The organism is Lysinibacillus sp. FSL H8-0500 (genome assembly GCF_038051955.1).
In the GTDB taxonomy this organism is placed as follows: Bacteria; Bacillota; Bacilli; order Bacillales_A; family Planococcaceae; genus Lysinibacillus; species Lysinibacillus macroides.
The window spans coordinates 3,357,461-3,379,077 of the sequence record NZ_CP150292.1; the positions used below are offsets into that span (position 1 = coordinate 3,357,461).

At 35.6% G+C, this 21,617-nt stretch carries 14 protein-coding genes and 1 pseudogene; 5 read left to right on the forward strand and 10 right to left on the reverse strand.

Annotated features, from left to right (window positions below):
- Positions 1–10 precede the first annotated feature (10 nt).
- The 7 genes from MHB44_RS15960 to cas6 are packed head-to-tail and all read right to left on the reverse strand — an operon-like array spanning position 11 to position 9,648.
- Positions 11–1,711 (reverse strand): TIGR03986 family CRISPR-associated RAMP protein, encoded by a 1,701-nt coding sequence (locus tag MHB44_RS15960; RefSeq protein WP_341299983.1) that lies wholly within the window; start codon positions 1,709–1,711, stop codon positions 11–13.
- Positions 1,701–2,255, reverse strand: a complete 555-nt coding sequence (csx19, locus tag MHB44_RS15965) for a CRISPR-associated protein Csx19 (protein ID WP_341299984.1) — start codon at positions 2,253–2,255, stop codon at positions 1,701–1,703. Before csx19 ends, MHB44_RS15960 begins: the two co-directional genes overlap by 11 nt.
- The gene (locus MHB44_RS15970) at positions 2,252–3,526 is read right to left on the reverse strand and encodes an RAMP superfamily CRISPR-associated protein (RefSeq protein WP_341299985.1); all 1,275 of its coding nucleotides are present in this window, start codon (positions 3,524–3,526) and stop codon (positions 2,252–2,254) included. The genes csx19 and MHB44_RS15970 overlap by 4 nt, the downstream gene beginning before the upstream one ends.
- Complete coding sequence (locus MHB44_RS15975) at positions 3,513–5,585, reverse strand: RAMP superfamily CRISPR-associated protein (RefSeq protein WP_341299986.1); 2,073 nt, start codon at positions 5,583–5,585, stop codon at positions 3,513–3,515. The genes MHB44_RS15970 and MHB44_RS15975 overlap by 14 nt, the downstream gene beginning before the upstream one ends.
- A complete protein-coding gene (locus MHB44_RS15980; protein ID WP_341299987.1) occupies positions 5,551–7,917 on the reverse strand; it encodes a DUF6602 domain-containing protein in 2,367 nt (788 codons plus the stop codon). The genes MHB44_RS15975 and MHB44_RS15980 overlap by 35 nt, the downstream gene beginning before the upstream one ends.
- The gene (locus tag MHB44_RS15985; RefSeq protein WP_341299988.1) at positions 7,914–8,729 is read right to left on the reverse strand and encodes a DUF6602 domain-containing protein; all 816 of its coding nucleotides are present in this window, start codon (positions 8,727–8,729) and stop codon (positions 7,914–7,916) included. Before MHB44_RS15985 ends, MHB44_RS15980 begins: the two co-directional genes overlap by 4 nt.
- A 13-nt stretch (positions 8,730–8,742) precedes the next feature.
- A complete protein-coding gene (gene cas6, locus MHB44_RS15990) occupies positions 8,743–9,648 on the reverse strand; it encodes a CRISPR system precrRNA processing endoribonuclease RAMP protein Cas6 (RefSeq protein ID WP_341299989.1) in 906 nt (301 codons plus the stop codon).
- Positions 9,649–10,543: 895 nt separating this feature from the next.
- On the opposite strand from cas6, the gene MHB44_RS15995 reads away from it, so the two are divergent.
- The 4 genes from MHB44_RS15995 to MHB44_RS16010 all read left to right on the forward strand — a co-directional run bounded on the left by MHB44_RS15995 (position 10,544) and on the right by MHB44_RS16010 (position 13,646).
- Complete coding sequence (locus MHB44_RS15995; RefSeq protein WP_341299990.1) at positions 10,544–11,374, forward strand: M48 family metalloprotease; 831 nt, start codon at positions 10,544–10,546, stop codon at positions 11,372–11,374.
- An 80-nt stretch (positions 11,375–11,454) separates the two neighbouring features.
- On the forward strand, positions 11,455–11,649 hold the full coding sequence (locus MHB44_RS16000) for a hypothetical protein (protein WP_053994648.1): 195 nt from the start codon (positions 11,455–11,457) through the stop codon (positions 11,647–11,649).
- Positions 11,646–12,023 carry an IS66 family insertion sequence element accessory protein TnpB gene (tnpB, locus tag MHB44_RS16005; protein ID WP_341299991.1) on the forward strand — a complete coding sequence of 126 codons (378 nt, stop codon included), beginning with the start codon at positions 11,646–11,648 and terminating at the stop codon, positions 12,021–12,023. The genes MHB44_RS16000 and tnpB overlap by 4 nt, the downstream gene beginning before the upstream one ends.
- A 30-nt stretch (positions 12,024–12,053) precedes the next feature.
- Complete coding sequence (locus tag MHB44_RS16010; protein WP_341299992.1) at positions 12,054–13,646, forward strand: IS66 family transposase; 1,593 nt, start codon at positions 12,054–12,056, stop codon at positions 13,644–13,646.
- A gap of 1,227 nt (positions 13,647–14,873) precedes the next feature.
- On the opposite strand, the gene MHB44_RS16015 is transcribed toward MHB44_RS16010, so the two are convergent.
- Genes MHB44_RS16015 through MHB44_RS16025 form a run of 3 tightly spaced genes read right to left on the reverse strand, consistent with a single transcriptional unit; the run spans position 14,874 to position 19,885 of the window.
- Positions 14,874–16,487, reverse strand: a complete 1,614-nt coding sequence (locus MHB44_RS16015) for a GTPase (RefSeq protein ID WP_341299993.1) — start codon at positions 16,485–16,487, stop codon at positions 14,874–14,876.
- A complete protein-coding gene (locus MHB44_RS16020; protein WP_341299994.1) occupies positions 16,484–18,217 on the reverse strand; it encodes a dynamin family protein in 1,734 nt (577 codons plus the stop codon). The genes MHB44_RS16015 and MHB44_RS16020 overlap by 4 nt, the downstream gene beginning before the upstream one ends.
- A gap of 12 nt (positions 18,218–18,229) precedes the next feature.
- Entirely contained in the window at positions 18,230–19,885 is a 1,656-nt protein-coding gene (locus MHB44_RS16025; protein WP_341299995.1) for a GTPase, read from the reverse strand.
- Positions 19,886–20,015: 130 nt separating this feature from the next.
- Between MHB44_RS16025 and MHB44_RS16030 the strand changes: the two are divergent.
- Positions 20,016–21,211 (forward strand): annotated as a pseudogene (locus tag MHB44_RS16030) (IS256 family transposase).
- The last annotated feature ends 406 nt before the right edge of the window (positions 21,212–21,617 follow it).

Genomic DNA, 21,617 nt, shown 5'->3' on the forward strand with positions numbered 1-21,617 from the left:
ATATTGACCATTATTTGTTGGTAGGTTTCACTTGTAGCCATTTACTAACACTTGTTGGCTCTAGTTCTTCTTTTATCGTTGGTAACACCTGCTTAAAACGATTACCCTCCATATTTTTAGTAAACCATTTATGTGAAGCTGCGTCATTGACTCCTTGCCCCTTACTTGATACCTTAGGGTATTGGACCTTCCCTTGAACTTTTGCTGGATACTGCATAATATCAAGCAAAATTTTCATTTCATCATTTGTTTCAACTGTATAAAGATGATGTTTATATTCATTCAATGTCCATTGTCCTGATTTTTTATCAATAGTACGTGTCATTATTTTATCAATCTTAATTTGAGCACTACCAAAACCTAATGGCTTAGCTTTCCCTATTTTATGTGCATGAGATTCCGAGCCACCAAAATCCAATACCCAACAAAGCTGCCTTAACTCATCTTCTGTTAATTGTTCAAAGAAAACAGTGAAAACAAATTTATGATTTTTCTTTAATGGCTTTACATTACACTCCATCTCTGGAATTTCCTCTTTTGGATTTATAGGCTTCAATAAATCATCGTCTACTTCATGATGCCAATAAAACTTTCGACCTCTTATTTTTATTTCGCCAGGTTTTAGAGATATTCGTTTTTTCCCAATTTTATAATAATCATATGTCCAATAATTTTCTCGAATATTTGCGGGTACTTCTGTATAAAATTCAACTGCGCCAGGTTTCGGTGCGCCTAAGGCAGGCAATCTTATTGTGCTTTCGTAAAATGGGGGATTTGTTGTAATCATAGCATCACCAAAGCGTACACGAGAAGCTCGCGCATCCGCCTTACTTACAAAACCAAATAGATTACATACTGGACATATTTTTGTCGAACACTCACAAGGGCTATAGCTACCTTGTACGCCTAAAATAGTTTGTAACGTTTTCATAAATACTTCTTGTGAAATTGCGGCTGGCGCTAAATACCCAACTACTCCGTTATTTTCATAGTAATATACTGGTAAAACTAAATCCTTATCTAAGGGCGACTGTTGATCTTTAATCTTTTTAAAAAGCTTCATATATTCATGATAGCCGCTATGTTCATCATTATTATTATATAGCAACAATATTTGTTCTAAACGTTCAATTTCTAAGCATTCTACCTTTATAGCTTTTCCAATAGGAGCAAATATGAATTTAGCAATGCCATCTGGCCCCTGTTCTCCTATATGGATAAACCCTTTGTTTCTATACCGTTGTCTTTCCTTACTTTCAATAGTAAATGATGTTTTTTTCTTTTGAAGAACATTATAAAATGCAGGCATCCCCTCTTGAATTCCTGGCTTATTATCTATTTTCCCCTTTTTACACTTCTGCAATTCCCAACCAGCCTCTGTCTTTCTTATAATACCGGGATACTTTATATCTTTTGATCTTCTGTGGAAATATTCTGTGTTCACCTGTGACAAACACCCATTAAATGCAGCTTCAAATACACTTCGGATTGTACCACGCAACTCTGAACCAGGAATTACAGGTATTTTTTCATCATCATAATGAAAAAAATCACTACTTTCCTCATTAGCTGTCGGAATAAACAAAGGTGTTTTCGTTTCTAATGTACAGGTAATTTTCCCTGTTAAATTCCCTTTATTCCTCTTTTCTTTCTGACATTTCCCTACAAGGGGTACAAAATTATAAGGATTAATAAAACGTTCACTGTTCATTTACACTCACCTCTTCCATCTTTTCGTATTTAACAAGTCGCTCGTCCACTATGCTATAGCAAAAAGGTTGCTCTATGGTTAAATCCCAATCCTGAAAAGCAAGATATTTTCGGAAAACTAATACTACATGCTCCTTTTCTTTAAACTCTCTTGGTATCGCTATCTTCATACCGCGTCCTTCCTGTAGAACACTCCACTTCCCATCAGACTTAGCAACCCTTCCCCAAAGCTTATGTGTATCATCAAAGTATATCATCCCATTACCTTGACTATCCTTGCGTGTGCGCCATAGAAATTCGCTGTTTCTCCGAATAAGCTTTAACTCTTTGCTTTCATCAAAAACACGTACCTCTTGTACATAGCTTTCTTCAAATTGTGCATCATTATATAGTTTAATTTTTCCATTATCCAACTGCCCAAAATATACCGCATCGTCTGCCATTATATAAATATCGCCGTTTTTTTGGGCACAAATGAAAGATAAAAGCTCCTCCTGTGGAATACGTCCTGTATCCATTTGAGATTTTATTGTTCTATGCTTCATTTTACAGTCCCCCTTTTTATAATCGCATCTACAGCAGCTTGACAGGCCTTTTTATTTGTTTGTTGCTCTGCTTCAAATACACCTCGGCCAACTGCTGTTTCACCACCAACGGCTAATAATCCGCTTGCTAAATCATTGCTCACCCATTGCAACATACCTAAAATAGCTTTATCACATAATTTCATCTCATCATCTACTTTGTGCCAGCGAATTACAAGGCTCGTTTCACCTTTGACAACTTGTTCTCCTGTAAATAAAGCACCTTGAATCGTAGCGCCTGAAAAGCGGTCAATCGCATTACGTGTAATTTTCACATCACTGGCATTTTTCACAACAGATTCCTCGAATATAAGCCTTGAAGCTTTGCCTTGTCTATTTTTACTATGCTTTGTGCCAAATAATTCCTCTATGATTCTATCTGTTGCAAAATCAGGGAATTCAGTTTTGAAAATTTGCATTAAACGATGGCGAAAAGCTCCAGCCCATGTTGCTCCTGGAATCACGGGGTTATTATTATTTTTTAAATAGCCATAGTCTACATCTGCCTCTGTTCGATAATTTCGAATTAGCAATGTTTGTGCAACTTGTAATGGTAGTTCAAAGTAACAGATTGCACACTTTTTAACTGATTGATAATCTGTCCACTCTGGTTCCCCACCAATAGCTTCCCATGACCAATTTAACCATTCTGTTATTGCTTCCTTCTCACTATAATGAAATTGCTTTCTTTTTACCGAGCTAACATTTAGCTTTCCAAAGCCACGATTGCTTTTACCACCTATTGTTATGTGTCCATTGGCTAGTGCCGCAATTATTTGCTTGATGATTTGCTCGTCAGCCACATAACTATTCTCAGATGCTTCACGTGTAATATACTCTAATCGAATCATATAAGGTGTATCACGCTCCACAATTTCCATATCAAATTTCCCCGTTTTTGCAGCGACTTTATTTTCATCCTCTAGTTTCACACCATCACGTATACCTATATCTTCTGTATCCAGTTCTATATCCGACACATATAAACGACTTTGAAAAATATCTACACCAAATAATGATTCAATTTGCTCCTTATTATCTGAATAAAAACGAAGCATCTGCTGGCGTAATGCCCCTGCAAGCGCACTACCCGTCATAAAAGGTTTACCAAGATGATTACGTGTCACGTCCATTTTTGTTTGCTCATCTAAACCAGACCCAGCTAAAAGAGGCGAGCCTAATGTTCCTGTTATTTGAATATAAGTTCGTTGTACTACTTTATTCGTTGCCATTTGCTCGTACCTCCAGTTTTAAAGTATGGAAAAATATCTTTTTAAAATCAGAGGATTTATTAACGACCTCTTTTTCAAGCTCCTTAAATACATTGGCTAGAGCTTCTCCTTTTTTTATAAATCTTTCTTTTTTATACTTTGGCTTTTCTGAAATGAAAAACTCTGTTAGCTGATGAAGCTTTGTTTGTCCAATTGCTTTAATCTCTGGTTTTTTCATGAATTTTTTTGCTGCATCTATTGCAGCTTTTTTATCAAGTTCTTTCTGGTGACGTGTGCAAAGTGCTACTTCAATCTGAGATAGCGCCTCATCATGCTCCATTGCAATTTTCTGAAGCTGCCATTGCTCATTTTTTACAGGGAATTGCTTAGCTAAGCCTTCATAAGTCAGTACTTGCACCTTACCACAGCCTTGTGCTAAGTCACTTCCCCATAATGTTTTCTCAACCGTAGTCCAATCTATATTTTCTTGGGTAGAAACAATTAATACTGTTCCTGCATCAAATGCCACTTTTTCCTGCTTTGGTAAACGCCATTTAGCATTGTAGCCCTTTAAAGTTGTTTGCTTAAAAAATGACTTTTCGATTGTGAAACTCACACCGAGTTTTCTTTCCATTTCTTCGATTAATAATTGCGGCTCTAACACATAGCGTCCTGTTTCATCCTGAAAAGCGAGTGGAGTTTCAAAGTAAATAGCTACTTTTTTCTCATTTTTCGCTGCTTTATACTTTTTTGTTAAAACAAATGATTGAGGCAGTGCTGTCATCGTCGCTTCTCCGTATTCAGCAGTTCTTGAGCGCCCTAGCTGAATAGTGTTGTCACGCTCTGCAAGCAGCTCCATTAGTAATTTAATATCCTCTTGCTCTCCACGAAGCGTACCAACAAAACTTTGTCCGCGACTTAAAGCGGTATAATAATAAAACTGTCCTTTGTTGTCACCTATTATTTGATTATTGTTTGCTTCTTCCGCATCATTTAATGCCCTACCGATACGGCGGTTTGCTGGCCTTGCATGGTGCATACGCATTTCCTTTTTAGGCTCATGCAAAAGCAATGTATCATCATCAATAAATGCCATTTGATTGATTTTACGAACAAGAGGTATTTGCTCAAAGCCATCACCATATGCAAAACTTCCATGTTTCTCACGCTGTATATGTAACGGGCACGGTGTAAATACTTTATTTTCAATCTCAGGATACGCATAGCCAAACGATACAGCGCCTCTCAAAAATAAACGAGCGAATGTTTCATCTTTATGTGCATTATCCTGTAGTTGATGTTTGTGAATATAAAGACTTGCAAAAACGCCTAATAAAGCGCTGCCCGGGATAAAATCCGTACAGCTACCATAGAGCCCTTCATTTCCTGCAAGTAGCACAGGCTGCTTCAATGTAATACGGAAGGGCTGTTCTGCTGCTACTTTAGCTGAATTAATTGGAGCATTCTTCTGCTTCACAGAAAGGAGCTGACACGTCACTTCTCCTAATCCCCTTGTGCGACCATATCCTAAATGGCGCAGTGCCTTCACACAATCCTCTAAAAGCTTTGCATCTCCTTCATTTTCAAGTGTAATAGTGCTTTTAAACACGAGCCCGCGATTAATAACGCGCAAGGAGCGGAGTGAACCTGTCTTTGCCTGCCCGCTATCGTTATGAATCGCTGTTTTCGTATAGACCATCGTCCAAAGTGCTAGTAAATCATTTGGATTTTTCTGCTGCAATCCTTGTAAAAGGCAATTGTAATTTTCAATTGTTATTTTTTCATTACTTTCAAAATAACCTTTTGGGATTTGATATAGTACTGCATCATATATTTTAAAGCCGCTACTTTTTTCTTCACCAATTTTGCCAAATAAACGCTCAATGGCTTCATTTGTTGTATATCCCCAATCGAAAAATTCCTTTGCCATATGGCGAAGCGCCCCTTTTAGGCGCTTCGCTGGAATAATAGGGATGCCATGCTCATGTGTGATTTCATGGTCAATCAAGCCTGAAATACTGTCACCACTGCCAGGGCTTAAATCACTATCCAATGTAATCAAAAGCTTGTACTGTTTCATTCGTTACCCCTTCCTTTCGAACGAATTCTATAAGTTGTAAAGCGTTGAAAATTATTTTTTTCGAATCTTCATTTAATTCCTTATACTCTTCTGGTAGTAAAAACCCGCGAGATGCAGCCTCCAATAGGGCGAGCTTTACCGCCTCATTACTCACTAAAAATGCCTCATAAAGCTTCATTAAACGGGAACGTGGCCATTTTTCTGTTAAGTTCGTAATTAACTCTAATAGCCTCTCTAACTCATCAAAGTCATATGCTTCACCTACTAACTCTTTACGTGCCGCAAGCTGCTCGTCCATCGTCTGAACATAGCTACCTCGCACAATGTAGAAATCAAGGTAGGAGCCCTTTTTGCTATTAGAATCATAGTATCGTTTTTTCGCTCGTTGACAGCACTGCTCCGCAATCTCATAGGCTAGCTGGAATGGGAAGTGGCTATGCACGAATGCAATACCTGCACAAGCATAAATTCCTGTGTCCTCACCGTTCTTTTTTAATTTCTCAAAAAAGTTTTTCGTAAACTCAATGCCCCAATCTGCTCGGCAAATAAATGTAATATCATCGCCATCTAAAATCAATGGACGTAACGGGATGGTATCTTCTACCTGCATTTCTTTTACCGTAACCGTATCCTCAAAAATGGTGCGGAAATAATTTGTGATTTTCAGCGAGCTTGTGCGGTGCTGTTGCATTCCATCCTGCACTGTCTTTTTCTCCAAGCTTTTCTTCAGCCATTCCCCCATACTATTCCCATCAATATGAACAATTGCTGTATAGCTATCTTCCCCAGCTTGACGCTTTAAATCTGATGTTTTTGTTGCAAATTTGTCCGAAATATCAGCGAAGAATTCCACTTTACTAGCTTCTCTTTTCAACCACTGCTCAGTAGACAGGAACTCATATTGTTTTATTTTCTTCGTAATGGGCTCGCCTTTAAATGGCTCCTGCGCAAAAACGGGTAATGTTTGATTTAATTTTGTGTGTACAATTTTTGACTTTGTTTTATTCAGCTTCGCCATTAATTTTTCATATAGATCTGCATATGAAGTCGTGTTTTCTAGTGAAAAAGGGATAGCCTCTGTTACCATCGTTAAAGAAGCACTTTCTTCTAACACCTTTAAAGCAAATTTCTGATTTACTTTGTTGTAAAGCGCCCAATCACGATAAACAACGAGCGCATTTCCCCCACCAGTGTAAACAATTTCGGCTTCCGCCTTACAGCCTTTCTTAAATAAAGAAAATTCTAATGCTTTATTCTTATTTTTTTTCCAATCTGTCAATACGCCGTCTTTGCCAGCACATTCTTTTAATGTATTGACAAAATGCTTTTTCACCATGTTACCAACAATAAATGAAGCTCCCATATTTTCCTTCAAACGATTGGAAGCAAAAATATATTCTTGAATACCTGTAATATCATAAACAGCTAATAAATATTCATTTTCCATTTTCATCTCTATTTCTTCAACCTTTCGTTGAAATTTAATGTTGTTGTTGAACATTTTGGCATAGGAGGCATGCGGGAAAAACATCGGGTTGTTTATTAACATAAGCAACTGATTTAATTCAAACTTCAATGAAAATAGCACATTGCAGTAGAATGGATTATCAACATACTCCCTAGTCGGAATGTCCTTTTGCGCTAATTTTTCTAGCTTCAAATAATCCGCCCCATAGCGTTCATGCCCGTAATGATTCAGTTCTTTATACCAGCCATCTAATGTAGTAATTGATGGTTTCATTCTTTTTTTAAGTTTCTTTTTTCCATCAAGATATAATGTCATATCAAAATACTTATTTAAATATTGTTTCGTTTCCCGTAGGTCATGTGTTGTACATAAAATAATAATAGGACGAGTAGCCGTTTGCGCATTTAAAGGATTTATCTTTGTATCAAGTAAACTTATAGTAGTTCTAGCATAGGCATTCATCTCTGTTTTCAATTGCTGAATCGTTTTAACCCATTCAATTAATTTCGTTTTATCCAATTTATCACTTTTACTTTGTACAACAATCGCCACCGCTTCTATCGGTATAAACAAAATATTCCCATAATTAAAGATGTATGGCGTGTACTGTTCATCATAAATAGCAATATCAACTTCTGCTGAAATTTGACCGAATGAGTCGATTATAAAAACTCCTTGTGCAATCGCATATTTTTTCGGAATTAGCTGGCGAAAAACATTCAGCCACACATTTTCTCGGCTTGTGCCAGATGTTACATGATGATTTGGTGTTTCAAGTGCCAATTGACTCGCAATGGATTGCGTAATCTTTTGATAATGCTGAGCCAACTCCCTCATTCGTTCAACATTTTTCTCTTGCGTCATCTGCTGCCACCTCCCCCCTTTAATACTTCTCGAAAGGCTTCAACATAAGATTGATGCGGGAAAAACATTGGATTATTAATTAGCATAAGTAGCTGATTTAGCTGGAATGTTAAAGACAAAAGGACATTTAAATCGCCATCTTTGCCATTTTTATATACATTTAGGTCTTTTAATTTTCGCTCTGTAACAATTGTCTTATCTAGTACATACTCTTCATTTTTAAAATGATTCAATTCTTTATACCAATAAGTAAGCTGCTCATCTTCTTTAGCAATTACCTTTTCTAACCTATCAGTCTTTTTTACCCCTAAAACAATATCAAATTTCTCATATTGCCTTGTATCGTTTGTCGTACATAATATCGTTATAGGACGAGTAGCCGTTTGTGTTTGCGACTCTTTAAAAGTATCAAGTACCTTTGTTTGAATACGCACATACGCATTCATATCGGTTTTTAATATTTGAATACATTCTAGCCAATCATGAGGATTAGTAGATTCTTTTTCGCAGAGCACTACTGCAAAAACAGCCTCAATCGGTATAAATTTAAGTGAGCCATAGTTGAATATATAAGGCGTATATTGCTCGTCATAAATGGCGATGCTCACTTTTGGCGAAATTATTTTATGCGAATCAATAATATACACATTGGTTTCAAGATTATATTTTGTTGGTACAATTCGCCTAAAAACAGGTAACCAAATATTCTCGCGATTGTCTTTCTCAATATCTAGCTGCGCGATGATACTTTGCTCCAAGTTTATATAATTTTCTGATAGTTTCGTAATTGTCTTTGCATTTTCATTATTCATAGTCAGCCTCCTGCTAATTGTAATCAATCGTATATTGCCCGAAGCCATGTGTCGGATTTCTGCCAATATGTAGTAATTGTCCAGCCTGTAATAATGGTGTGAACGGCGTAATATCTCCCTCATAACAAGCCCAGCCCGTAATCGTCTCTAATATTAATTCATTATTGGTTTGATTCATCGAATATCGTCTAAACGCATCCGTCTGCCACTTTGCTTTGTTTGTTTTGACCTCTCTTGCGGCTGCTAACATTGCTTCATGATCCCATGCTAAGTGATGTCCCGTATAGGCATGAGACAATAAGCTAACTCGTCTTGTCACAGCACGTATAATATCCTCAAATGAAGGCTCTGCAATTAATTGCTTACTTTTTTGCAAACGTAATGGCACAACAAATTGCATAAAAGCATACGAAGCTTGCTGTTCTTCGCAATGCAATGGATGTTGGACAGCATTCTGTAGCCATTGTCCCCCATTAAACCACACCAATTGACGACTGGCTAAATCAACAATTTTTAACAATTGAAAGGGCAATCGCGCAGACCCCCAACCAAACTGTGTCATTCGTTGTAGCGCTTCAACGATTAAATCCATACGCTTATTGGCATGACCAAATAATGTAATATCAAACTCACAAATATCACCTTTTCTCCAATTGATTTTACCAATTGTTAATACAGAGAGGACAAATGGATTAATAGATCCTGCTTCATTTTTAGGTGACACAAAATACTTAGCATAGGCACAATCTTCTGCCAGCAGACAAGTAAAGCATTTTACCTTTGGCGTTGGACATACCATTTTACGCAAACTATGACCAAATACTCCACGTATCGTTGAGCCAAGATAGGGAGGTAGCTTCCCCTCACCTTGCGCTTCAAACGTAACACGTAATGTGGTCCAATTTAGATATGAAAACATCTATACACATCCTATTATCTTGATTAAATAGTATAAAATACCCTATTATTGATATATTTATACCATACTTCCCTATGAATGAAAATACATTCTATTATCGAAAAATTCAGAATAGTAAAAACCGCATAAATTAGAGCAGTTCTCCCTAAATTATGCGGTATCTTTAGTATGTATAAACACAAAATAAATCTTGTTCAAAATATTTTTAGTATCCCCTATACAAAATCAAATAATGGAGCTCAAGATAGTAATTTAAGAATTCTCCTCAATGTAAAAGCAACATGGAAACTATACATCTGATTTTTCATTTGATACAAAACCAAACCTTTCATTCAAACATCGGAAGCTTTCGCATAGGTAATTTTAGGCGACCTCTCAGTAAAGGGTGACCAAAATTCCTTAAATTACACAAAAATGAATATTTCTTCTATTTATTCCCTCAATAAAGAAAAAGACATGCCCTTTGCTCGTTACCAGGCACAGATGAGCTTATTTCAATCCACTCTTTCAATAAAGAAAGAGACGGTGAAAAACAATGTATAAATAATATTTACAATTGATTTTCACTAAAAAATTAATCTTTAAGGTTATATTAGCCTAAACCTTCTTCCACTTCAATGAAAAAATGTGTGAATGATAGGTGCGAATCTCCCTGCATAATTATGTTTGCTTCACATTCGCACCTGCTATTCGAAAGAAGCACTTGTAATATTCTTGATATCTAATTGACACAAGTAAACTTCCAAATAAGATCACCATCAAACACTAATAGCTATCCGTTTAAATATTCCCCTTATCCAGTTAAAAATTGCTTTAAATACTTTATATAGACAAAATATGTCACTGCCATTTTGTATGATTAATTCAATTCTAAATAGAAAAGAGGTCATGGAAAATGGATATTCATATTCAAAGTAAGAAAGGTTTATGGAAACGCATATTTGTATTTGGGCTATTAAACATTGTCGTCGTAACTACTATTTTAATTTTAACAAACGGAGAAGCCTTAGCAATCCTCCCATTTTTATTACTCTATTCATGTATTATGCCATTTATTAGCTTACTATTTTCAAAATCAGTTGCTAAAAAAGTTTATCGCTTAGAAGTTTTACAGGATCATTTACAATATGGTGACTATATTGAATGGTATCGCGATACCACTCATATGCTTGCCGAGAAGGTAGGTATGACAAAAATGCCTGAAATAGCTATTTATGAGTCATCTGATAAAAACGCTTTTGCAACAGGACGCTCTAAAAATAGCAGTCTTATAGCAATTTCTACAGCATTGCTATATGAAATGACACCCGATGCAGTTGAAGCAGTAATTGCTCATGAAATCGCTCATATTGTCAATGGCGATATGGTCACACAAACATTATTACAGTCCTTTTTAAATATGATTGTTAGTGTACTTGTACTACCAGTCACAATCTACAAATGGTTTACATTGATTACTGTAAATCGTGAGTCTGCTTGGATATATTGGATAATTTGGATGGTTGAATGGATAGTATCAATGGTGCTATTATTCTTTGCCGGATTAATTGTAAAAAAATACTCTCGCCACCGTGAATTTGGCGCGGATCGTCTAGCTTCACAGCTAACACATCCTACCCAAATGATTTCAGCATTGCAACAGTTGGATGGCAGTGCAATCAGCATAAAAGATATGCTGCGCTTCAATTTAATGGACAAAGCCGCTTTATGGATCTATTCTCAGTAAGCCCGTAATCAAATAACGCATATAAAACACTAGGCACCTCCGGTACGATAAACGTATCAATTAAAGGTGGTGCCCTATTTATGTCCACAAACAAATTAACCATAGTTCCCGTCAAACTTGATCCTCTTTCAACGGAAAGTTCTTCGTTCCCTTCTTCGAGAATGACCGCTGCACCAGCTTGTATTGTAAAAATGGGAGTAGCTGAAGTTACCTTTTATCATGGCGTAAATGAGCACATCATCCAAACGGTTATGAAGGAGCTGAAAAGTCGATGAGGCATGATTTTACGGATGTGCAAAACATTTATATGATTTGTGGGAAGACAGATAGGCGAAAAGGCATCGATGGTCTCGCAACACTGATTCAAGATTCTTTCGAATTAGATCCTTATAGTGATTCTATTTTTCTCTTTTCAGGATGGAGTAAGGACCGCTATAAATGTTTGTATTTTGATGGAGATGGCTTCGCTATGCTTTACAAGCGATTAGATCATGGCAAACTTCAATGGCCAAAAGATGAAAAAGAGGTACGAAGCCTTTCACAACAGGAACTACGCTGGTTGTTAGAAGGATTATCCTTACAACAACCAAAGGCCATTGCAAAATCTGCAAAAAAGTATCTTTTAATCAACGTTTCCTCAATGGTATAATCATCCATAACTTATCTTGAATGAAATGTGGTGAATGATTTGGAAAATGCCTCCACGAAACAGACTGAACGATTAATTCAATTGTTAGAGCAACAATTAGCACATTCGAATGAACAGAATGACGAATTAACCAATAAATTGGATCAATCACTTAAACAAATTGAAGTATTAACGGAACAAGTCCGCCAATTAACAAAGGCTTTATATCGCTCCAAATCAGAGAAATCCAAGTATCAAGCGCCTGATGGGCAAGTTTCTTTATTTGAAAATGACCCGTCTTTTAACGAATCTGAGCAGACAGAAGAACAAAGCACCGAAGCAGTTAGTTATACGATTACTCGCAAAAAGATAAATAAAAAACGAAATGATTCGTTTCATGAAGAGATAGAAATGGAAGAAATTCATCATCACCCTGCTAATTTAGTTTGTGACTGTTGTCGTGGGGAAATGGTTGAATTCACTTCCATCTTGGTACGTGAAGAAGCAAGGTTCATTCCGGCTACGATGAAACGTGTGCAGCATTTTGAACATGTATACGAGTGTAAATCATGTAAAAAAGATGCCCTACAAAAAGCACAAATCAAACGTGGGAAAGCACCACAAGGTGCGATTCAAAGAAGTATTGCCGGCCCTACAGTATTGGCGAAGCTTATTTACGATAAATTTATTCAGTACTTACCTCTTTACCGTCAGGTAAATGAGTGGGAACGCTATGGCTTATATACAAACGATAAAAATTTGTCTAACTGGGTAATACGTGTGGCAGAAGATTGGCTTCAACCACTTTACGATTTAATGAAGCAGCTAGTAACGGAAAAATCTGTGCTTCATATAGATGAAACCTATGCACAAATCATTAAGCGTTCTGATGGAAAATCAGCACAATCCAACGCCTATAATTGGGTATGTCGTAGTGTCCAGAGTGAAGGGTTTATTATCGTTTTATTTAAGAGTGCCCTTTCTCGTGGGCGAGCCGTCTTGGAAGATTTAATCAAGGGTTTTAAAGGCACTGTCATCTGTGATGGGTATTCAGCATATGGTCAATTACCTCATGTTCAGTTCGCCAACTGTTGGGCACATGTACGTCGTTATTGGTTAAAAGCTGACAGTAAAAATGGACGAATAGGCGTGGCATATTGTGATCGGTTATTTCAGATTGAGCGTAAAATTAAGCACTTTTCATTAGAAGAGCGTGTGCAAATTCGCCAACAAGAAGCAAAGCCGATTGTGGATGAATTTTTTGATTGGATTGATCGCTCGCCATTCTTTGGTAAAAACGCTATTGCGAAAGCAGCTGAATATACATTGAGCCGCAAAGCAGCGTTAATGATGTTTCTTGAAAACGGAAATGTGGCCATTGATAACAATCCAGCTGAAAATGCGATTTGTCCAAATGTCATGGGTCGAAAAAACTGGCTTTTCTCTGTTAGTGAAGCAGGTGCGAAAGCAAATGCCATTTGTTTAAGTTTAGCTGAAACAGCTAAGGCAAACGGAATTGATTTTTATCAGTACTTGGTCAAGTTGATGACAGAGTTACCCAATGTACTGTTTCACCAGCAACCTGAAATTTTACATAACTATCTACCATGGTCAGAAAATATTCAAGCCACATGTGCAAAATAGCCAGCCAGCTGAAAAAAATTCAGCTAGCTGGCCATTCGTCATGCGTACCATTAAGGTGCGCTATTTTTTTATATTTCGGGCTTACTATTCTCAACACATCCATTTATCGAGAGAAGAGTGCACTATTTAGAGAAGGAATTTACGAATATATAAAATAAAAAAAGCGTGAAGCTGTTTCAAAATTACTTTTGGACAACTCCACGCTTTTAGCTTCTTAATTTTAAGTTTTCAAATCTCTTGATACAAAATGTCAATCCATTTTCTCAATAAAGGAAGAGTCATGAACTTTAAATAAATATAAAAAATAAAGGAGAATATTTCAATCCCCTCTCTCCATAAAGAGAGAGACGCCTGATCCATCACAATTACGACTGTTTACAGTTATTTCAATCCCCTCTCTCCATAAAGAGAGAGACTTCTCTACTAACTCTGTTATATAATCACTTTTTAATTTCAATCCCCTCTCTCCATAAAGAGAGAGACAGTGAAAAGCAATATAAAAATGATATTTATAATTGATTTTCACAAAACAATACAGCTATAAGGTTATATTAGCCTAATCTTGTTTCCATTTCAATGGAAAGTATTTTAGTTTACAGGTGCGAATCTTCCAGGGAAATCATGTTTGCTTCACATTCGCACCTGCCATTCGAAAGCTTACACTTATAGAAACCCTATAACTGCAAATATCCCACAATAAATTGCAACTAAGATCAGTCAATCCGCTAATCTTCAACTGGCTAATGTAAAATAGGACTCTACCTAAAAAAGTAACTATCCCATTATTATTGTTAGTTTTTCTTACTATTTCTTTATCAAGCTATCCGTGTCCCACTGCCTCATTGTTTCACTGATCAAGGTGCTATAATCTAAGTTCATAGAATATAAAACTAAAACTCATATAGCTAAGAAGTTATTAGTGAGCGATACCATCATCCATGATTTGGTTTATTAAGTCCTTATCTTATCATATTAGAAGCCATCAAAAAACTAACAGCGTACCTATAGAATTTCTCTTTGTATATCCAAATGATTAAATAATAAATAAACTCTTATGGTAAAAGAATTTCAACGATGTATGTGACAAACAGAAACTACTTTTTCAGATCATTTTAATTCATAACGGCATGTTCTTACAAAGATGTGCAATCCCATTGGCAAACATTTCACTTTCTTATATATTATGATTTATCAGTGCAATTAAGTTAGAAGCAACACAGCTTGATACTATAAAACAATTTGCAATTTAATATTCATTATGTTTTGATATAACTTATCTACTAAAGATAGGCAATCATGAATACGGGCTGAATCAGCTTTTTTCAATTGTAACTCATCCTCTAATTGAGCTATGTATTGATTAAAAACTTCATCTATGATTCTATCAATCTCCATTACTACCTGTTCTTCAATACGGAAAAATTCTGCATCTAGCTGAGATTTTAGCTGTTGAATTGCCTGTGTACGTCGATATACTAATTCTTCTTGTTCCGCATTTGCTGCTGCTACCTGTGCTTCTAATTGTTGCTGTTCTTTCTTCTTTTTATTCAAAATAGAGATAACATCCATAATCGTTAGTGCCATCATCACAACATTAACAATAGGGATAGGCGTTGGTATTTTTGGAATAACTATTTGTTTAGCAAGTATTTTCTTTGCGCTCTCTGCAATCAGTTGATTTTTCAATAATGTTGTTGCTATTTCTTTTGTTGAACCGTCTGTCTCTCCGAATCCTTTTGGTATATTAGACAACACAGAACCTTCTTGTAGATTAAAATTTAATTTACTAATATCCTGATTTATATTTAGTAAAAAACGTGAAATATCCATTTCAGCATACTCTGTCACTTGTTTTAATTCAGTGTCTATTAATTTTTCAATTTCTTGATTGCACTGCTGCATATCCTCTTCAACACCTTGTCCATTTAACAATTTATTATATACAACATTTTTAGTTAGCTCTAATTTCGTATTAATTTTAGATTTTACACTACGCAATAGTGTGATTTTACGTTCTCTTAAATCACTAATTAAATTATTTAGATTCTTCTCATCCTCTGAAGACAATTGGCTACTCAAATATGTTTTTATATATGTTAGATGTTGTTCAATAATTTGAATAGGTGGCACTAAAAATTTAAAACCATCCTGTGTTTTTAATTTCTGCAAAATCAAATATTCTAATTCCTCAATTTTACTATCTTGGATTAGTAACTTTTTATTTGCTAGTCGAGCATGTAGTGCTGTATCAGCATCAATCATCATAAAACTAAATTTATCTAAAATATTAGTAATTCCTCTGCTCTCCGCTACTTTTTCTATATTTTGAAATAGCTTACCACGCTTAGCAATACCATTTTCATCGCTTTCACCATCTAAAGTTTGTTTATTATTCATAATTAAAATAAGTGGTTTTCCGCTTTCTATAATCTGTACAATTTCTTCAGATACAAGTCGATTATCAAAGGAATCACTATCATCTACCATAAATAAAATGATATCATGTTTAATTAGTTCTGCTTTAGATAAAACATAATCTTTTTCTGGACCGTTAATTCCTGGCGTATCATATAGTTCATATCCGTTCCAAGAATATGGTGTTACCCTATGCGTTTCTGGTACATCTGCAACCGAGGCTACCTCCTCTCCAAAAATAGCATTTAATAATGTACTTTTCCCAGCATTATACACACCGTAAAACATAATTGTAGGTGTTTCTTGATTAATACGCTGTTGTACATCTTTTTCATATTCCCAACTATATGATAGCTCACGATTTAAACGTACCGCTTCATCATATATTTTCTGCACTTGTAATTTATAATCTACTATTATACTCATCCCATCACCCCAGCAGATATTTTTAGCTTTTGTAGTTGATCGACTGTTGCTTTTAATTGTTGGATTGTTACTTTCATGACATGATTATTTTTTGTGAAATACTCATCTTCAATATCTTTTAATGCCATTTCCACTAACTGTTGGACTTGATTATCTAGTTCTCTTTGCGACTGTTCTAAGACATCTGCAAAATTATTACCTACTGTAATTTTTTTCGATGTGGTGTAAGAAGAGACTTTAGATTCTGTATACTGTTTACCAAAGAATGCTCCAACATGTTCAAAGAATCCTTGTGGATCACGTGTTATCGTATCGACCTCGTAATGTTGCTGTTGCACTGTATCATATTTCTTTTCAAATTCAACATCCATTGCAATTTGAATAGCATTACACTGGCTCACATGAATATCGGCAATTAAATTGCTCAAACGTTGTTGTACTGTCTCTTGATAATGCTTAAGAATAACTTTTTCAATCACTTTAGCAATATCATTTGAAGTGATGGATTGCCCTGTATTAAATCGCTGCTGCAATAAAGATAGTTCCACATCCAGCTCTAGCTTTGCCTTAGAGGCTAATGTATCAATAATACGCTGTTTCTCACTATAAAGATTTGCTTGCTGTTGACTAAAGCGCTGTGTCATTTGTTCTAACTGTTCTACTATTTGTTTTAATCCATCCATTTGTTCGAAACCATTAACCAACTCTTCAATCGTTGCATTAATCTGTGCAATTGGCCGTTCCTTTTTTAATTGAATGGCATTTGAAGAGAGAACTTTACCAATTTGTTCATAGAAGGCAGATAATCCACTATCTATAAATAACTGCTGATCTCCTTTATTAAGTGCTTGTTTAGCTAAGTTTACAGACAAGCTTGTAAACTGTGCATCTTTAATTTTATTGTGTACCTGCTTTTCCTTTAAAACATTTGCTAGATATTGTTGCTGTGCTTGACGGTCTTGTTCACTTTTTGGTGCTTCAACCTTTACTAGCTTTCCATCTATTTCATCCTTTAAAGACCTATCAGATTTTGTGATAGCTACTAGTAAAGATTTTTGTTTTTCAATTAATCGGCTTAGTTCTTCTATTTCATCTGCTTTTCCCGGTGAGCTAGAAGGTACTAAAAATAAAATCAAATCAGCAAAATCAACATACTTTTTAGCCAATTGCTCATTTTGTGTATTAATCGAATGAATTCCCGGTGTATCTACCCATGTTAAACCGTCTAATAATGTAAAATATTGAATAGAGGCTGTTGTTTCAATTGCCCCTTCTTTAAATTCAGATGTTTCTAATAAAGTTGCTCCTGTTTCTCCATTATTAAAATCATATACATAAAAGGCGGGAGCCTTCTTATAAATCTGTGTTAATGCTGGATGATTCCCTGCAATAAAGTTACCTAACGAGCTTTTTCCAGCATTCACATTCCCAAATACTGTAACAACAACAGATTTTTCAAATTGATTAATAAAATCTTTTCCTGCTAAATGACTTTCAATCATTGTCACCCATTGATGGACACGTTGCTTTAACATATTGGCACTTTCTAGTATTGCTTGTCCAAAAGCATTTTGAGAAATAGACACTGTAAGATTAGTTGTAAAGTCATCTAATTCATAAAGTGCTTGTTTAATATGCTCTTCTGTACCTTCTATTTCACCTGAAAATTGTTGAAGCTGTTTTGCAACATCTTGTATTTTTCCTAAAAACTGTTGAACTACTTTATCCATTACTATTTCTCCTTATAAACTTTGTACTTTCTGTTTTAACTGCTGTAACTGAGCTTTTTCTTGTTCAAGTTTTTGTACTTTATTATTTTGTTGTTGGTAAATACTAGCTCCCTTTTTTAATTCCATTTCTAAAATAGTGATCCACCCAGAAATAATTTGTTCCACCTCTTTTTCAATAATTTGGGCATATTTATTATATATATCAACAAATGCTGATTTTATATTGGAACGTGCCTGTTTGAGAGAATTATCTAAATGCTCTCTAATTTTTACATCTACAGGATGAAGATCATATCCATATATGTCCACTTCTTTACTTCCAAAAAATCCTTCTTTATACGTAATTGAGTCAACAACCTCTACCCAGGGTTCATACCAACTAGCTGATTCAATATCATAACAATCCTCAAAACCACTTGCATATATAGAACTAGAGTGTCTTAAAGCAGGCTGATCTTCCTTTTGTAAAGGAACATTTAAAACTGTATTAGATGTCGCTAAATCTTTTATATCAAGAATATCTGAGAGAGGTAACAAACTACTTTTTAGCTCCGTTAATTGTACTTCAATTTGGTTTTGTAATTTTGTTATAGAACTATCTGAACCACCATAATTGGGCAATAAATTCCGATAATTATCAATTAGCTCACGACGATTGTTAATGTAAGCTTTTTCTACTCTGGGTAAAAGATAGTTCCGTACAGCATTGACCCCTTCTGATTGAGCTCTACTATATGATTTATACTCCACTCTGTGTGGTTGCGCATACAATTTCGAAAGATCTCTATCTACATATAAACTATAACCCAAGTTAACATTTTTACCATTTTTCACAACATCATTTACTGTATTAGGAAATTTTTTAATTTCCTTTAATAAGGATTTAATTGCAGAAATATCTATTATTTGTTCTTGTAAATTGGATAAGTCTTTTATAAGAACACTATAATAATCCTCTATTCCTTCTAAAATATTATCTTTTCTTACTTTTAATATTCCCTCTCGTTCACTAATAACATTGACATTAAATTCTTTAGCTTTTTCTTCTAAAGCACTTTGCAAAGCAGAAATACCTGAATTCCCCATTAAAAGTGTTTTATTTTCTTGTAATGCTGTTAAATATGATACTGAATCTACTACAAATAATTGTATTTCTAACTCTGTAATTAATTTAATTTGCTGTTTTATTCTCTCAATAGCTGTAATTAGATGCTCATCCTCTAATTGATGGGCATTAGTTAAAATAATAAATGTATTTCTCACAAATTGTGCTTCATCTCTAAAGTACATTTTCACCTGTTGTAAGAATTCAATTTCTTTAGCAAGTAGCTCTCCATCTATTACATTATGTGTAAACAGAAAGAAATCTGCTTGTTCATATCCTTGTTCAGCCACTTCTGTATCTTGATCATTTGCATTAATCCCTGGTGTATCCATTAATCGATAATTGTCTGCTTCAATTATTTTATTGCTTGCTGTTGTACGAACTACACCTGTTTCACACAGAGTTTCATCTTTAAATATGGCATTGATTAAAGTACTTTTACCTGCTTTCACATTCCCTGCAATAACTATTTCCATTTTATCTTTCTTTGATTTTAAAGTTTGTTCTAATTCTTTTAATTGCTTTGCAAAACAGTCTACTGATACTCTCTCTTTTACTGTCATTTCCTAATCTCCTTAATACTCGTTGAGAGTATAAAATATTTTGTGTAAATGAATAAGACGACAAAAAAGGAAGACCTTTTCTTGGTAGAATTAAGTCACCACAACCAATCCTAGAAAAGAGGTCTTCCCTATGAATCAGTTTACAACAGAAATCGTCGAGGCTCTAGTAAAAAAACAAGATATTACTGAGGTTTTTCGTGCGCACTTAGAAGTAGCCGTGAATACGCTCCTGGCGACAGAGCTGACGATATTTTTAGATGACGAGAAATACGATCGAACGGGCTTTAACTCTGGCAATTCACGTAATGGCTCGTATTCCCGTACACTACACACAGAATATGGTGATTTAAACATCCAGATTCCACGTGATCGCAATGGAGAGTTTAAGCAACAGACGATCGCACCATATAAACGCTCAAACGACACGCTAGAATCCACAGTCATTCATCTCTTCCAAAAAGGGATTACGATGTCAGAAATTGCAGGATTAATTGAAAAAATGTATGGCCATCATTACACACCACAGACGATTTCGAATATAACAAAAGTGGTGACAGAACAGGTAGAAGCCTTTCATAAACGTTCCTTAAACGCACGTTATGTCTGCGTTTATTTAGACGCAACGTATATTCCAGTGCGACGTGAAACAGTGTCCAAAGAAGTTGTTTATATCGCTGTTGGAATTCGTGAGGACGGCTCAAAGGAAGTGCTGGCTTACACGATTGCGCCAACCGAATCTGCGTACAACTGGCAGGAACTTCTCGCTGAACTCAAAGAACGTGGGATCGAAGAAGTGCTTCTGTTTATTTCTGATGGCTTAAAAGGGATAGTAGACGCCATTTCTACGGTCTTTCCAAAAGCACAGTACCAAACATGTCTCGTTCACGTAACACGCAATCTATCCCATAAAGTTCGCGTAGAAGATCGCTCAGAAGTGTGCGAGGATTTCAAGACAATCTATCAAGCTGATACCAAAGAAGCTGGCCAAGATGCGCTGGATTCCTTCTGTTCAAAGTGGCAAAAAGCGTATCCAAAAGTGATGAAAACACTAAAGGAGAACGATCATTTACTAACGTTTTATAGCTTTCCCAAAGCCATTTGGCGTAGCATTTACTCAACGAATTTAATTGAGTCATTCAACAAGCCAATCAAGAAATACACAAAACGTAAGGAACAATTCCCAAATGAAGAAGCGTGGAACGATTCCTTGTTTCACAGTTCGAAGACGACAACCAACGCTTCGCCACACGTTGTCACATTGGATTTAATCAAGCCCGTGCTGAGTTAATAGCGATGTTTGAATCGCAAGAATCAGCAAGGGAATGAACAGCGCGAAATATTGTTTTTTAGAAGGGGTTAACCCTTCCTAAAAAACAAAATCAATTCTTCGAACAAATGTAATTAAAATAAAAATGTGAGGATCTACTCGAAAAGGTGGGATTGTCATTTACACAAAATTATTGACACTCCCTACTCGTTTAGTTTATTTTCTTATAAGTTATTCACTATTTATACATCTATTTATTTTTTTACTTATAGTTATTATTTAAAATATCTTGAAGTTTTCAATACCTCCTCACCCACCCCGAACAACTATGCCATGCTTGCTTGGCGAGGTGCTGTTTGTAGCATGTCTGAGTTTCTTCTGATTCAAATTCGAAAAATGGGCGGCGGTTGATGAGGGGCTTGACTTGTTGCCCGCCCATTGGTCCGTTCCAGTGCTGGCACATGG